Raw genomic sequence first — 15912 nt, 5'->3', positions numbered from 1 at the left:
CGGAAGTTACTGCTTTTCTTCGTGTCCTTCGTGGTAAATAGTTTTTTCCGCTTGGTTAAAAAAAACTTTTGGTTTCCTACTTTAATTACCTGGAAATAATAATGATAAAAAAAATGTCCATTTCCATCAAAATACTGATTGCGATGGGCGTCGGTTTAATTTTCGGCAGCCTGATTAATGTCTTTTTCAGCGAAGTCGTTTTTGTACAAACTTATCTGGTTAACGGTCTGTTTTATGTAGTCGGCGCGGCTTTTGTTAACGCCTTGAAAATGCTGGTCGTGCCGCTGGTGACGTTCTCGCTGATTTGCGGGGTTTGCGGCATAGGCGATGTCAGCGTTTTAGGGCGAATCGGTTTTAAAGCCTTCGGTTTATATATCTTAACCACAGGCATGGCGATTATGTTGGCCTTATTGATCGCCATTATCGTAGCACCAGGTAAAGGTTTTGAACGGATTGCAGGTGCGAGTACCTTTACCCCAACACCAGCGCCGCCATTATCCGAAGTCTTTATCAACATCGTTCCCAGCAACCCGTTCAATGCCTTTGCCGAAGGCAATATGTTGCAAATTATTTTCTTTGTGATTTTATTTGCGATAGCCATGCTGATGTGCGGAGAAATCGGTCGGGAACTGAATCAATTAGCCGAGAAGCTCAATGAAGTGATGATGAAAGTCGTCATGCTGGTCATGGATGTCGCACCGGTAGGCGTATTTTTCTTAATGGCGAAAACCTTTTCGGAGCAAGGTTTCGGTTTAATTGTGCCGATGATCGGTTATTTCAGCGTCGTTATCGTCGCCCTGTTAATACACGCTTTCGGGACGCTCAGCCTATTACTGGCGGTGTTCGCCAAACTGAACCCGATTATTTTTATCAAAAAAATGCGTCCGGCGCATATTTTTGCCTTCAGTACCGCCAGCTCCAATGCGACCATTCCTATCACCTTGCAAGTGGTTGAAAAACGCTTAGGGGTTAATAATGCCACGGCGGCTTTTACCGTTCCGCTGGGCGCAACCGTTAACATGGACGGCACCGCGATCATGCAAGGCGTGGCGACGGTTTTTATCGCCAATGTCTATGGCATAGATTTGGGGCCTAGTGAATATGCAACCGTGGTCGGCATGTCCATTTTGGCTTCGATAGGCACAGCCGGCGTGCCCGGAGTCGGTTTAATCATGCTGGCGATGGTGTTTAAGCAAGTCGGCTTGCCGGTAGAAGGTATCGGGCTGATTTTAGGCGTCGACAGATTGCTGGATATGGTACGCACCGCCGTTAATGTCACCGGCGATGCAACGGTAACCTGCATCGTCGCACGCGGTGAAAATGAAATAGACGAAGCTATTTATAACGACCCGGAAGCGGGTGTGATTACCGAAGTTGAATTACCGCACAAACATATCGCTGAACATAGCTGATTGATGTTCAGCTTCGATAGTTTAAACCGCAGGCCAATAAAATGGCGAGTCCATTAAGCATTGATCTGTCCGGTAACGGCTTGCCCAGTATCCGGCTGAATTCTGGCAATAGGTTTTTCAGGGTAGCAAGCAGACACCCAGCCAAAGAATATCTTTGTCCAAACAACAAAAAATAGTTAACATCACTCCGATATCAATTTTATAGTGGAAAAAGTATGCCGTATAGATGTTTTAAAATCAGTAAACCAAAATCCACAATTACCATACTTCCTGATTTGGGCATGTCGGAGCAAGACTTTGTTGCCGATTTCAAACGTTATTACAGCCACCGTCTGGGACGTGATGAAAACTGTAGGTCGCCGCATTATGCTTATGAAGCGTTGTCGATGGCTATTAGCGACCGGCTCATAGAGCGCTGGAAAAGAACCTACAATACTTACAAAGATACGGATTGCAAGCGGGCCTATTATCTGTCGATGGAATTTTTAATGGGCCGCACTTTAAGCAATGCGATGCTGAATCTGGGCATTACCGAGGCGGTTGAACAGGCCATGTATGATTTGGGCCTAGAGATTGAAGAGTTGGTTGAAAGCGAGCCGGATGCCGGTTTAGGCAATGGCGGTTTGGGCCGTTTGGCCGCCTGTTTTATCGATAGTTGTGCAACCTTGAAGTTGCCGGTGACTGGCTACGGTTTGCGTTATGAATACGGGATGTTTTCGCAGGATATAGTGAATGGCGAGCAGGTCGAAAAACCGGATCATTGGTTGCGTAACGGTAATGTCTGGGAAATTGAACGCCCCGAATACACTTTCAGGATTAAATTTGGCGGGCGTACCGAGACCCATATTGACGAGTTCGGCAATAAGCGAACCAGTTGGGTCGATACGCAAGATATTCACGCGGTTCCTTACGATACGCCGATTCCTGGCTACCGGAACGGCACGGTAAACACCTTGCGTTTATGGAAAGCCACGGCGACTGAAGAATTCAATTTGCAGGAATTTAATGCCGGTGATTACGCAGAATCGGTCGCGGCAAAAAATACTGCCGAAAATATAACGATGGTGCTGTACCCGAATGACGCCAATGAAAACGGTAAGGCATTACGCTTGCGCCAGCAATATCTGCTGGCTTCTGCCAGTTTGCAGGATGTGATCGCTACCTGGGTGGGTCGTCACGGTAATAATTTTTCGGAGTTTGCGGAGAAAAATACCTTTCAATTAAACGACACCCATCCAAGCATAGCGGTTGCCGAGTTAATGCGCCTGCTGTTGGATGTCCATGGTTTAAGCTGGAATGATGCCTGGGCTATTACCCGTAAAACCATGGCCTATACCAATCACACCTTATTGCCTGAGGCGCTGGAGAGGTGGTCGGTTAGCCTGTTCAAGCAGATGTTGCCGAGGCTGATGGAAATCATTTTCGATATTAACGCCCATTTTATGGCCAAAGTCTCTGCGCATTGGCCGGGCGATACCGAGCGTTTAGCTCGCATGTCTATTATTGAAGAAGGCGGCGAACAACAGGTCAGAATGGCCTATCTGGCTATCGTCGGCAGCTATTCGGTCAACGGCGTAGCCGCGTTGCATTCGAAATTATTGCAGCAAGGTTTGTTCCGGGATTTTTATCAGTTTTGGCCGGAAAAATTCAATAATAAAACCAATGGCGTTACTCCGCGTCGTTGGCTGGCAGCATGCAATCCCGAACTGGCCGAACTGATCACGACGACCATAGGCGATGGCTGGCTGACCGAGTTGTCGTTGTTAAAGAAGCTTGAACCTTTTGCCGAAGATAAGGAGTTTCGCAGGCGCTGGCGTGAAATCAAGCAAGGCGCAAAGCAAAGATTGATTGATTTCAAGAGGCTTGAACATGATGTCGATTTTAATTTGGACGCCATTTTTGATGTGCAGGTTAAACGCGTTCATGAATATAAACGGCAATTGTTGAATGTGCTGCATGTGATTCATCTGTACGACCGCATTAAGCGCGGCGATACGTCGAACTGGACGGATCGTTGCGTATTGATTGGCGGCAAAGCTGCGCCGGGCTATCATATGGCGAAAAAGATCATCAAGCTGATTAATAATGTCTCGAGTGTCGTGAATGCCGATCCTGATGTGGGCAAAAGATTAAAGCTGGTTTTCCTGGCTAATTATCGGGTTTCCGCGATGGAAAAAATCTGTCCGGGCGCCGATCTTTCCGAGCAAATTTCAACGGCCGGCAAGGAAGCGTCGGGCACCGGCAATATGAAGTTTATGATGAACGGCGCGTTGACTATCGGCACGCTGGATGGCGCCAATATTGAAATTCTCGAAGAAGTCGGGGACGATAATTTCTTCCTGTTCGGCTTGACCGAAGAGCAGGTTGAAGCCATGAGTCAGCACTATGATCCGGTTGCGATCATCAATCAGGATGAGGATTTTCAAAGAGTCATTAAGCTGCTTGAATGCGGGCATTTTAATCAATTCGAACCGGGACTTTTCGACGGTATATTGGCGTCGATAAAAAGCCCGCATGATCCCTGGATGACGGCAGCGGATTTCCGCAGCTTCATCGATGCACAAAAACGGGTAGAAGCGGCTTATCAAGATCAGGAAAACTGGACCAAAATGAGTATTGTAAACTGCGCCAATAGCGGTAAATTTTCTACCGACAGAACCATCACCGAATACAACGATGAGATCTGGAAACTGAAGCCGGTCAGTATCGATAACCAGTTTTAAGCGTGTTTCATATTGTTTTGTTTGAGCCGGAAATTCCCGCTAACACCGGGAATATTATCCGGCTTTGCGCAAATACCGGCGTGCAGTTGCATTTGATCAAGCCCTTGGGTTTTGAGTTGGACGACAAAAAATTGCGCAGGGCAGGTCTGGATTACCATGAATGGGTGGCGGTTAAAGAGCACGATTCATTGGCCGATTTTGTCGATAGCATTAAGCCTGGGCGGATTTTTGCGCTGACGACTAAAGGTACGCAAATATACAGTGAAGTTAGTTTTCAGTCTGAGGATGCTTTGTTGTTTGGCCCCGAGACGCGTGGTTTGCCTGCTGATGTGTTGGCGTACTTAGGTTCCGAGCGGTGCTTATATTTGCCGATGCAGGCGGAAAGCCGGAGCCTGAATTTGTCCAATACTGTGTCTATAGTTTTGTACGAGGCTTGGCGGCAGTTGGGTTTTACGGGGGCTGCGATAAAATAACGACTCAGAGACAGTGAAAGTATTATCCAGATCGAGCTGAAAAAATTATTTAGCACAGAGAACACGAAGGGCACGGAGAAAATAACCGCATTAATTCAATGCATCAAAAACTTCGTGTTCTTCGTGGTTATTTCTTAGATCTATGCTAAAAACGAATCTTTCACAGCCTCTCAGGCGTTAGCAATAGAAATAAAGTATTGTCCACGAAAAGCCCGAAAATATAAGGCTAAAGGCTAAAGGCTAAAGACCGGTCGTGTTGAAGCGGGGTTTTTTCGCCTTGCGCCTTTTGCCCTTCGCCTATATACAATTGTGTCATCGGCGTTCTCATGACTCGGCCTTTTGTTCGCGGGCCAATAAATTTTGCACGGCCGCCAGCGGTGCTAAGCCTTCATATAAAACCTTGTAGGTTTGTTCAGTAATAGGCATGTCTACGCCGTATTTTTTAGCGAGTAAATAGGTTTCTTTTGCTGCCGAAATACCTTCTATTTCCTGGCCGATTTCCTGTGCAGCGGCCAGGGTGTCTTTGCCTTGTCCCAGGGCTAAACCAAAACGTCGGTTTCTGGATTGGTTGTCGGTACAGGTCAGGATCAGGTCGCCTAGGCCTGCGAGTCCCATAAAGGTTTCCTGTTTGCCGCCCAGTTTAACGCCCAGACGAATGATTTCGTTTAGCCCACGGGTAATTAACGCCGCTCGGGTGTTGGCACCAAAGCCGAGACCGTCGGCAATACCGGCGGCTATCGCCATGACGTTTTTTACTGCGCCGCCGACTTCTACGCCAATCAAATCCGAGTTGGTATAGGTTCGAAAACGCTCACTATGCAGGATGTCGGCCAGAAGGCCTGCAAAATCGGGCTGGGATGACGCAATAGTGATGGCTGTCGGTAGCTCGGCCGCTACTTCTTTTGCAAAACTGGGGCCTGAAAGCAAGGCCGCCGGGGTTTGCGCAGAAAAAATGTCGGCGACGACTTCGTGCAGCAGGGAGCCGTCATCAGGATTAAAGCCTTTGGTTGCCCAGGCTATTTGTACGCCATTAGTTAAATGCGCCTTGAGTTTAAGCAAGGTATCTTTAAAGGCGTGACTGGGTACCGAAACCAGCATCAGGCTGGAAAAAGCGGCAACCTCAGCCAAGTCGGAGGTGACGCTGAGGTTTGCAGGGAATGCTAAACCAGGTAAATAACGTTGGTTTTGGCGATCTTGTGCAAGCAAGGCCATGTGTTCGGGATTATGACCCCATAACAGCGTCCGGTAACCATTTCTAGCTGCCAGAATTGCCAAGGCCGTTCCCCATGAACCTGAGCCCAGAACGGCTATTTTTTTATTCATCACGCTAGAAAAATCATTTGATCCACGAAAAACACGAAAATATTCAAAGAAATGCCAAATTGTAGAACGCCACCCGGAAGGCGAATGACTGTGCAATATAACATATTGGTTTCGTTTGTGTATTTCGTGTCTTTTGTGGACTAACTGCGGTTTTTAAGGTCAAGCAGATTAATTGATAGCGTCAGAACCTGGCGCTTGTTGCAACTGTTGTGAGTATAAGGCGTCAAAGTTTACCGGGGCTAAAAGCATTTGCGGAAAGCCGCCTTTGGTGACGAGGTCGGAAATAGTTTCTCTTGCGTAAGGAAACAAAATATTGGGGCAGAAACTGCCAACCATCGGACCCATTTCCGCATCGGTAAAACCGCCTAAAGAAAAAATACCGGCTTGATTGACTTCAACAAGATAGGCGGTTGCATCGCCATTTTTTACGGTGATGGTAACTGTGAGGGCGATTTCGTACATTGAATTTTCTAAGGGCAAAACATGGGTGCCCAGATTAAACTCGACCGCCGGTTCCCATTTTTCGGTGAAGACTTTGGGCGAGTTCGGCGTCTCAAAAGACATGTCTTTGGTGTAAATTTTCTGGATGGAGAATTGTTTTTCTATTTCTTTGTTTTCTTCGCTCATGATGAATTTCTAAGGTTAGGGATTAATGAATGTGAGGGCTACTCGGAACACTGATTTAGCTTTTGTGCTTGCCGGTTGATTTGATAGGTAATTTGTAGTCCTTTTCCCAGGCTTGCATGCCGCCGGCAATAACGAAAACCTGCTCGAATCCTGCTTTAGTCAATATTTTTCCGGCTGAGGCAGAGCGCGTTCCGGTTTGGCAGGCAATAAGGACGGGTTTGTTTTTGTGCGTTTCCAGCGTTGACAGCTGAGTGGGCAAGCTGCCCAGTGGGGTGCTGATCGAATTTTCGATATGACCTTTAAGAAACTCTTCCGGTTCGCGTACGTCGATAACAAGGGTATCGCTATCGTTCATTTTGGTTACAGCTAGTAATGGCGAAACGGTACCGAATTTTTTAAATGCAGTATCGAACAATTCCTGGATGAGTAAATAAGTAACAACTGCCAAAGCGAGAGATAAAATATAGTGATTTAAAATGAATTCTAGATAACGGTCCATGGATAGGTTTGTCAAGTTAAGTGAATGGAGAAAAGATAAGTTAGTCGTTGGAGCAAAAAACATCCTGCATCATTTTAATAAGCAGCAGCATCCGGGCATCGTCAATAAAGTAATAAACACGGTTAGCCTCTTTTTTAGAGCCGAGAATGTTTTTTTTCCTGAGTATGGCCAGATGTTGGGAAATGTTGCTCTGGCTGGTGCCAACCTGTTCGACAATTTGTTGCACACAGATTGCATTGTTGCCCAGAAGGCACAATATTTTTAAACGCAATGGATGTGACATTGCCTTTAAGCAGTGAGCCGCTTTGGCTATATTGATATCGTCTGTGCTTGTGTGCTTGTGTTTAATTTTCATTGGTCTGCTTAATGTTTCTAGTTTATTGAATCCGATTAAAAAACAACCCGTGAAGAATTATTTATACACAACTGTTGTCAACGTGTATTAATATAATGACTACGTGGTTACGTAACTGGCACAAGCCAAAATACAAAAAAACCAGTGAATCTGGCAAAATAATACATCACTACGACCATTTTGGGTAATGAAGAATCAAAATGGCGTATAAAGTGATTTATTTCGTATGTGAAATAGTGATGCGGATTTTTTTTAATATCGGGAGATAAAGATAAAGATGTTTAAGCGGCCAAAGCCTGTGGTATTGCTGATCCTTGACGGATTCGGTTACTCGTTGGACAAAGAAAATAATGCCATTGCAATGGCTAATACACCTTGTTGGGACAATTTGCAGAAAGACTGTCCCATGACTCTGCTCAGTTGTTCCGGTGCTGTCGTAGGATTGCCCAGCGGACAAATGGGTAATTCAGAAGTGGGACATGTTCATATAGGCACGGGTCGTTACGTTCCTCAGGATTTCTCCAAGGTCAATGACGCAATAATTGACGGCAGTTTCTATTTCAATCCGGTTCTTTGTCGAGCCGTGGATCTTGCCAAAGAAAAAAACAAGGCGCTGCATATCATGGGATTGTTGTCGCCTGGCGGCGTACACAGTCATGAGGAGCAGATTGCTGCGATGGTCGAGTTGGCCGTCAAACGAGGCCTCGATAAAATTTATCTGCATGCCTTTCTGGATGGACGGGATGTTCCGCCCAAGAGTGCAATGGCTTCCCTTGAGCTGCTGGAGGCAAAATTTGCGGCGCTGGGTGTCGGTCGTATTGCCTCAATTGTTGGGCGTTTCTATGCGATGGACAGGGATAATCGCTGGGATCGCGTAAAACAGGCCTATGACCTGATTGCCAAAGGTGAGGCTGAGTTTAGTGCGGATTCTGCGCTACAGGGTTTGGCAGCGGCTTATGAACGAGGCGAAACGGATGAATTCGTTTTACCGACCGCTATTTTGGATACCGAGCATCGGACGGTCGCCCTTGATCCCGAAGACTCGGTAGTGTTCATGAATTTCCGCGCAGATCGTGCCCGCGAGATTTCTCTGGCATTAACGGCAACAACATTCGATGCATTCGATAGAAACCGTGCGTCTCACACTGGTTATTATTGTACGTTAACGGAATATCAGCAGGATTTCGATTATGATGTGGCCTATCCGCCGACCGATATAAAAAATTGTCTGGGCGAATATATATCCAAGTTGGGCATGACTCAATTGCGGCTGGCAGAAACCGAAAAATATGCTCATGTGACATTTTTTCTTAACGGCGGCATAGACGCTGCTTTTCCAGGAGAAGACCGGATATTGGTGCCGTCACCCAAGGTCAGAACCTATGATTTGCAGCCGGAAATGAATGCGGCAGAGGTTACGGATAAATTGGTCAATGCCATCACCGGCGGTAAATATGATGTCATTATCTGTAACTATGCTAATTGCGACATGGTCGGGCATACCGGCATAATTGATGCGGCGATTTTGGCTGTGGAAGCGGTCGACGCTTCATTACAACGCGTAGTTGACGCGTTAAGGTCGGTAGGTGGGCAAATGTTGATAACTGCAGATCATGGCAATATCGAACAAATGGTTGATAAAGAGACCGGGCAGCCGTACACGGCTCATACTACAAATCCAGTGCCTTTGGTTTATGTCGGTGGTGATCAGCCATTAGAATCGGGCGGTAGTTTGTCGGATTTAGCGCCAACAATCCTGGCAATGTTAGGGGTTGAGCAACCTGTTGAAATGACGGGTCGGTCACTTATCAAGTTTGTTTAATCTGTGGATGAGAAAGAAACTGATTTGTTGTTTTTTATTGAGTGTATTTGTCCGCGAGGGGAGTGCAGAAGTCTCGAGAAAAAACGAGGAACTAAATCAAGTTCAATCGGGTATTGAAGCGGCCAGCAAAAATAGGCAACGTATTCAGTTGCAAAAAAATACGTTAAGCACTCAGTTGGGTGAAGTCGAGACGCTCTATGGTAGGACGGCTGCTTTATTAAGGACATTGCAACAACAGGTTGAACAAAAGCGCCAGAATTTGAGTAAAATTCAGCAGGAAATGCGTGAGTCTAAGAGTGAAGTTGATAGACAAAATAAAGAATTAGCGGGTCAAATAAAAGCGGCTTATGCAATGGGGAAAAAGGAAAAGTTGAAGCTGCTGCTTAATCAGCAAGATCCTGCATTATCCAGTCGAATGCTGGTGTATTACGATTATCTTAATAAGGCTCGTTTGACAAAACTGGCTGTTATTTCGGAGTCTATGCAGCATCTGGAAAGCTTGGACAAGCAACAGCAGCATGAAACCGAGCTTTTAGAGAAAAGTCTTGAGCAAAAAATAACAGAGCAGATAGCCATAGACCGTGTTAGAAAACGAAGGACTGGGTTATTAACGCAATTAAAAAAAGACTTTTCTTCAAATGAGCAACAAATAATTCACTTGAAAGAAAGCGAAAATAAGCTGAAAAATCTGGTATCTTCATTGCAGAGATCGACTAACGATCTTGCTGTTGAGATCGAGCAAACAAAAAAATCGCAGAAGACTACTGAGGTTTTGTCCGAACCTGCCAAAATTTTGCCGGATTCCGGGGATAATTTTTCTAAACTTAAGGGTGATTTTTCTACGCTTAAGGGGCAGCTGCCTTGGCCTGTCAAGGGGCGACTGACCAATAAGTTCGGCAGTGTTCGAGCCGAGAGTACTCAGGCTATTTGGGATGGGGTGTTAATTGATGCCCGTGAGGGAACAGAGATACGGGCGATTACCAGCGGAACAGTGGTGTTTTCCGATTGGCTGCGCGGTTATGGTTTGTTGATTATTATTGATCACGGTAAGGGCTACATGACCCTTTATGCATTTAATCAGAGTTTATATCGGCAGGTTGGTGAATGGGTGGATGTTGGCGAAGTCATTGCTTCTGTTGGACAAAGCGGTGGTCGTAGTCATTCCGGGTTATATTTTGGAATACGCAACAAAGGTAAGCCGGTTGATCCGCTTGAGTGGTGCCGAAAGTAATCGGGATCAAGTTAGTTAATGGTGTATGAGCCTATTTTTGGAAATCGAGCGTTTGGAGTTATCAGGTACATGTTAAAAAAGAAAAATATTTTCATTTTGTCCTTAGGGATTATGTTGGGTGTTTTTATGGGCATCTGCGCTAGCGTCTTTGCGGAGCAGGAAATTGTTGAGCCTATGGCGGAGACAGAAGTCCTGCCTTATGAGGAATTGCGCACCTTCACAGAAATTTTTGGCCGAATTAAAAGGGATTATGTCGAGCCCGTTTCGGACAAAAAATTATTGGAGGATGCTATTCGCGGCATGTTGAGTGGACTTGATCCTCATTCCGCTTATTTGGTTGCCGATGAATATCAGCAATTAAAAGAAGGCACCACCGGGCAATTCGGCGGTTTAGGCATCGAAGTCACCATGGAAAACGGCTTTGTTAAAGTGGTTTCCCCTATTGATGATACCCCCGCGCAGAGAGCAGGCATTAAAACCGGAGATCTGATTGTCAGGCTTGATGATCAGCCGGTAAAAGGCATGGCCTTGGGTGATGCTGTCAAGCTGATGCGCGGCGAACCGGGTAGCAAGATTTTACTCACCGTGATTCGTGAAGGGGAGGGTGCTCCTTTAAAAATTACTATAACTCGGGCCATCATAAAAGTTAAAAGTGTAAAAAGCCGAATGCTCGAAAAAGGTTATGGCTATGTGCGCATTAGTAGCTTTCAATCAGGAACGGGTGAAAACCTTAAAGAGGCTCTAGCCTCGCTGAAAAAGGAAAACGCAGGCAATCTAAAAGGCTTAGTGCTGGATTTAAGAAATAATCCGGGCGGAGTGCTGAATGCGGCGGTTGAGGTGAGTGACGCCTTCATAAAGAGTGGTCTTATTGTTTATACTGAGGGGCGTATTGAAAATTCGGAAATGCGCTTTAGTGCCGCTCCTGGTGATCTTATTGACGGGGCGCCGATAGTTGTGTTGATTAATGCCGGATCTGCCTCGGCCTCGGAGATTGTAGCCGGAGCTTTGCAGGATCAAAAGCGCGCTGTCATCATGGGCGAGAAATCGTTTGGTAAAGGCTCGGTACAGACCATATTGCCAACCAGTAAGGGATCGGCAGTTAAGTTGACGACAGCGAGATACTATACGCCTTCAGGGCGATCTATCCAGGCCGAGGGCATTGAGCCGGACATTACCTTGGCGCACGTTAAGTTGGAGGCATTGGAAACATCGGAGTTCAAGCCGGTCAAAGAGGCGGATTTGTCGCATCATTTGGAAAACGGCAAAGGCAAAGAGAGTTCGGAGGATGTGAAGGAGAAGGAGGCCCTGGAAAAAGATTATCCATTGTATCAGGCGCTGACCTTGCTAAAAGGCATCGGTATTATGAGTAAATAAGCTTTAGCTTGCAGCGTTAATCAAAACCCGGATTTTGGTAAATAACTTTGTTTGCTGGAATCCGGGTTTTTTATGCCTTGAATTTGTAGAAGCCATATCACGATTCAATGTCGTAAAGGTCTTAAATTAAGATAACATGCAGAGAACTATATGATTATCGATTATGTTTCATAAAGAATATGCAATAGCATGAATTTTGGAAGAAATATTAGGATTTATTAGGCTGATGGAACGCCGTCAGGAATTAGACAGGTAGAGATTGCCAATGGGTCTGGTCAAGCAATAGCCTGCCCCAGATGCAGGTTTGCAGAACTGTCTAAATGGGAAAAAGCGAAAAGCCCTGAGATTTTTAGGGTTATCGATGTATTGGTTTTGGTTTATTTATCCTAATCCTAGTTTTGCGCTCAAAGGGGCGCATCGAGGACATCATTAAAACACAAGACATCAATTTTACTGCCCAAACAAAATACGAAGCAACAACTCTTAATATAGAGAGCTACTCGCCTGTTATAATGAGCGGCTTTTTAGACGCATTAAACAAGGGTTAGTTAAGATGAATTGGGGATACACTGTTTCCGGCTTTGCCGTAGGAATTTTAGTGGGATTGACTGGCGTAGGTGGAGGATCGCTGATGACGCCATTACTGGTGTTCCTGTTTGGATTTAAGCCTGCCGTCGCGGTGGGTACAGACCTTTTGTTTGCCGCGATCACTAAAACCGGCGGCGTGTGGGTGCATCACAATAAACATAGCTCGGTCGATTGGAAAATCGTCGGCTGGTTGGCTCTGGGCAGCCTACCTTTTGCTGTGGCTACCTTATTTGTACTGAAACATTTAAGCGCAATCGGCAAGGAAACCTCGGGAGCGATTACTTTTACCTTGGGTGTCGCGTTGCTGCTGACCGCTTTCTCGCTGATCGTGCGCAGCGTGTTATTAAGCCGGGCTGCAAAGCTCAAGCCTATTGACGATGAGCATAGCACTCCCGAAAATGCCGGCCGCTTCAAGCATCTGCAAATACCCGCCACCGTATTGATCGGCGCAGTGCTGGGCATATTGGTGACGCTGTCGTCGGTGGGCGCCGGTGCGCTGGGTACTGTCGCGCTGTTATTTCTTTACCCGAGAATGACGACGCTGAAAATTGTCGGCACCGATTTGGCTCATGCTATTCCGCTCACAGCAGTCGCTGGACTGGGTCACCTTAGTTTGGGTAACGTGGATCTGGTTTTATTGGGCAGCCTGCTGATCGGTTCTTTACCCGGCATCTGGATTGGCAGCCATCTGGGCGCCAAGATTCCTGAAAGAATTTTACGGCCGATTTTGGCGGCTATTCTGATGTTAATAGGGCTTAAATTTGTGTTGCGATAAAGATGTGTAGAGACTACGTTTCAGGTTCTACTGAACAATAAAGAGGCTCAGAACATGACCGAAAATATCCGTCCACCATTGCCGCCATTCACTGCCGAAACTGCGGCACAAAAAGTACGTGCCGCCGAAAACGCATGGAATGCCCGCGACCCGGAAAAAATCGCTTCGGCTTATACTGTTGATAGCCAATGGCGTAACCGTGCCGAGTTTCTTGTCGGTCGCACTCAGATTGTGCAGTTTCTACAGCAAAAATGGGCTAAGGAACTGGATTATCGCCTTATAAAAGAGCTATGGGCTTTTTTTGATGCGCGTATTGCAGTGCGTTTTGCCTATGAATGGCATGATGCTTCCGGCAACTGGTTTCGTTCTTACGGCAATGAAAATTGGGAATTCGACCGGAACGGTCTGATGCAGCGCCGCATAGCCAGCATCAACGACTTGCCGATAACCGAGGCGGAGCGGAAATTTCATTGGCCGTTGGGGATCAGACCAGGCGACCACCCCGGACTGTCCGAACTTGGTTTTTGAGGTTATTTAAAGCATAAAATAAGCTTGGTTCCGGTTGACATGTCTGTATTAAAGCGTATATCTAAATAACGAAGGCAACAATTATTCGCGGTTGTGATAACTGAAAAATCAACGGGCAGGTGGGCTATGAATGGTAATTCGACTAATCAAATCGATGCTGAAAAATTAAAGACATTAAAGCGCCTGACAGCAGCCGTATATCTGTGTCAGGTACTGGCTTTCGCATTTGCCGGATTGCCGTTGCTGGTAGGCGTGGCTATCAACTTCATGAAGCAAGCCGAAGTTCAGGGAACTTGGCTGGAATCCCATTTTGACTGGCAGATCATGACCGTTTGGATAGCTCTGGCCGGTTTCGCCTTGGCTGGATTGACTTTTGAGTTCGGTGTCGGATTTTTTATTCTGATTGCCACGTTAATACTGATGGTATACAGAATCGTCATCGGCTGGACTGCTTTAAATGCCGACCGGGCGGTTAAGGAATAAACACTGTTGCGTAAGGGCGACCGGCCGGTCGCCCCTACAATGTATCGCGTGTTCGAGTTCGCTCGTTGCCCCGTATTTAATCATTTCTTAATATTCAACTCGTTATACTGGGCGTTTGTCACCCCCCACGCGTAGCTTATTATGTACATGACTAGCCAAGAAAATTTCAATATTAAAAAATCAGCCCTGCCGCTTATGCTGGCGTTTGGATTAATGTTGCTTAGTGGCTGTCAGACGATGTCGTCACTTTTTTCTGATCAAGAAACAACGGCAACCATCGAGCTTCCTGAACCTCAACCCGAAACCGTAGCCACCCACGAATTCGAGCTGACTGACGGCGACAACATGGTCGGCACGATTGCCGCAATCGACACCCGCGAGAATGATGCGTTGCCGGATATTGCCCGCCATTTCGGCTTAGGCTATAACGACATCAGCATAGCCAATGCCGCCGTCTCCCCCTGGACACCCAAGCCGGGCAGCCGGGTTTTGTTGCCGGTACAATTTATTCTGCCCGATTCGCCTCATCAAGGCATAGCCTTAAATCTGGCGAATATGCGACTGTTTTACTATCCTAAAAAACAGTCGAACAAGGTTTATACCTATCCGGTCGGTATTGGGCGGCAGGGATGGAGTACGCCGATGGGCTTGACCCGCATCGTCGCTAAAAATGCCAATCCAAGCTGGACCGTTCCCGAGTCCATTCATCGCGAACACGCCAAAAAAGGCGATGCATTGCCCAAGGTCGTCGGCGCCGGGCCTGATAACCCGCTGGGGCTTTATGCGATGCGCCTGGCTATTCCCGGTTATTTAATCCACGGCACCAACAAACCTTACGGTATCGGCATGCAGATCAGTCACGGCTGTGTACAGATGTATCCTGAGGATATTGAAATGCTGTTTAAAAAAGCGGCGGTCGGCATGCCGGTGCGGATACTGCATCAGCCCTATCTGACAGCCTGGCATCAGGGCATGCTCTACCTTGAAGCGCACGAACCGTTGCCAAAATGGGCAAAAAATAAAGCCCAGTTAAAAAAACGGCTCCTCAAGCAATTGCATGACCTCAGTGATCAAAAAAATGCGGCAGTCGATTGGGATAAAGTCGAACGTATACTCCAGCTGGCAAATGGGGTGCCCACGCCGATACTGATAAACAGCGCCGATGTGGCGGGAATTTCGGCAAATGCTGTGCAACTGAAACATCCCGGGCAGTTCTATGATCAGCCCGTTGTTGGTGCATTAAAAGAGAGTGACTGGTCCATTTTGGTGGCCAGTTTTAATGATGAAACTCAGGCTCAACAACTGGCAACGATGTTGAATCATCAAGGGCCGATCATACCTGCCCGTAAGATCCAGAAAAACGATGCCTATCAAGTTATCGCCGGGCCTTTTAAAAATAAAACGGAAATGAAAGCCGCCGCAAAGCGTATCAAAATGGATTTTGAAATTAATGGTGAACCGGTAAAGCCTCGTGTGACTGCGGTGAATTAAGTAGCTGATGTTATGCATGGATGGTTTTTGTCCCGTATGCCGCGCCGAGCACCGGAGCTTTTGTCGAGAATAGCCCGTTAGGGGGGGCGGCATGTATGCCGCACGTCAGTAGAAGGGCAGGAACCCCTTCTACTGACCCTCGACAAAAGCGAGGAGCGCAGGAAATAAGCGGCAATCGGGTCGCCTTTTCTTTGGTTACTTTCTTTTC

Annotated in this window: 15 protein-coding genes; 10 read left to right on the top strand and 5 right to left on the bottom strand. The window is 46.7% G+C overall.

Going from position 1 to position 15912, the window contains the following annotated elements:
• Positions 1-101 precede the first annotated feature (101 nt).
• From RW114_RS00075 to trmL, 3 genes are all read left to right on the top strand, one after another.
• Positions 102-1412, top strand: a complete 1311-nt coding sequence (locus RW114_RS00075; protein ID WP_340120672.1) for a dicarboxylate/amino acid:cation symporter — start codon at positions 102-104, stop codon at positions 1410-1412.
• A 215-nt stretch (positions 1413-1627) separates the two neighbouring features.
• Positions 1628-4135, top strand: a complete 2508-nt coding sequence (locus RW114_RS00070; RefSeq protein ID WP_340120671.1) for a glycogen/starch/alpha-glucan phosphorylase — start codon at positions 1628-1630, stop codon at positions 4133-4135.
• A gap of 2 nt (positions 4136-4137) precedes the next feature.
• Positions 4138-4608, top strand: a complete 471-nt coding sequence (gene trmL, locus RW114_RS00065) for a tRNA (uridine(34)/cytosine(34)/5-carboxymethylaminomethyluridine(34)-2'-O)-methyltransferase TrmL (protein WP_340120670.1) — start codon at positions 4138-4140, stop codon at positions 4606-4608.
• A 324-nt stretch (positions 4609-4932) separates the two neighbouring features.
• On the opposite strand, the gene RW114_RS00060 is transcribed toward trmL, so the two are convergent.
• The 4 genes from RW114_RS00060 to RW114_RS00045 all read right to left on the bottom strand — a co-directional run bounded on the left by RW114_RS00060 (position 4933) and on the right by RW114_RS00045 (position 7412).
• The gene (locus tag RW114_RS00060) at positions 4933-5931 is read right to left on the bottom strand and encodes an NAD(P)H-dependent glycerol-3-phosphate dehydrogenase (RefSeq protein ID WP_340120669.1); all 999 of its coding nucleotides are present in this window, start codon (positions 5929-5931) and stop codon (positions 4933-4935) included.
• Positions 5932-6099: 168 nt separating this feature from the next.
• Complete coding sequence (gene secB / locus RW114_RS00055) at positions 6100-6558, bottom strand: protein-export chaperone SecB (RefSeq protein ID WP_340120668.1); 459 nt, start codon at positions 6556-6558, stop codon at positions 6100-6102.
• A 55-nt stretch (positions 6559-6613) separates the two neighbouring features.
• On the bottom strand, positions 6614-7057 hold the full coding sequence (locus tag RW114_RS00050) for a rhodanese-like domain-containing protein (RefSeq protein ID WP_340120667.1): 444 nt from the start codon (positions 7055-7057) through the stop codon (positions 6614-6616).
• Between the two features lie 40 nt (positions 7058-7097).
• Entirely contained in the window at positions 7098-7412 is a 315-nt protein-coding gene (locus RW114_RS00045) for an ArsR/SmtB family transcription factor (protein WP_340120666.1), read from the bottom strand.
• 277 nt (positions 7413-7689) lie between these two features.
• On the opposite strand from RW114_RS00045, the gene gpmI reads away from it, so the two are divergent.
• The 7 genes from gpmI (at position 7690) to RW114_RS00010 (ending at position 15704) form a co-directional block, all read left to right on the top strand.
• Complete coding sequence (gene gpmI, locus RW114_RS00040; protein ID WP_340120665.1) at positions 7690-9234, top strand: 2,3-bisphosphoglycerate-independent phosphoglycerate mutase; 1545 nt, start codon at positions 7690-7692, stop codon at positions 9232-9234.
• A gap of 7 nt (positions 9235-9241) precedes the next feature.
• Positions 9242-10465: a murein hydrolase activator EnvC family protein gene (locus tag RW114_RS00035; RefSeq protein ID WP_340120664.1), complete on the top strand. Its 1224-nt coding sequence runs from the start codon at positions 9242-9244 to the stop codon at positions 10463-10465.
• A 69-nt stretch (positions 10466-10534) separates the two neighbouring features.
• Entirely contained in the window at positions 10535-11839 is a 1305-nt protein-coding gene (locus tag RW114_RS00030) for a S41 family peptidase (RefSeq protein WP_340120663.1), read from the top strand.
• Between the two features lie 553 nt (positions 11840-12392).
• Complete coding sequence (locus RW114_RS00025) at positions 12393-13202, top strand: sulfite exporter TauE/SafE family protein (protein ID WP_340120662.1); 810 nt, start codon at positions 12393-12395, stop codon at positions 13200-13202.
• Positions 13203-13256: 54 nt separating this feature from the next.
• Complete coding sequence (locus RW114_RS00020) at positions 13257-13730, top strand: nuclear transport factor 2 family protein (protein WP_340120661.1); 474 nt, start codon at positions 13257-13259, stop codon at positions 13728-13730.
• A 126-nt stretch (positions 13731-13856) separates the two neighbouring features.
• Positions 13857-14213: a DUF4870 family protein gene (locus tag RW114_RS00015; protein WP_340120660.1), complete on the top strand. Its 357-nt coding sequence runs from the start codon at positions 13857-13859 to the stop codon at positions 14211-14213.
• 147 nt (positions 14214-14360) lie between these two features.
• Entirely contained in the window at positions 14361-15704 is a 1344-nt protein-coding gene (locus RW114_RS00010; protein WP_340120659.1) for a L,D-transpeptidase family protein, read from the top strand.
• Between the two features lie 10 nt (positions 15705-15714).
• On the opposite strand, the gene RW114_RS00005 is transcribed toward RW114_RS00010, so the two are convergent.
• Positions 15715-15912, bottom strand: a 198-nt coding sequence (locus RW114_RS00005) for a hypothetical protein (RefSeq protein WP_340120658.1), incomplete at its 5' end; no start/stop codon positions are given.

This window comes from Methylobacter svalbardensis (assembly GCF_037671525.1).
Lineage (GTDB): Bacteria > Pseudomonadota > Gammaproteobacteria > Methylococcales > Methylomonadaceae > Methylobacter_A > Methylobacter_A svalbardensis.
The sequence above is the reverse complement of the archived record's forward strand: the minus strand, read 5'-3'. Positions and strand labels throughout refer to the sequence as shown.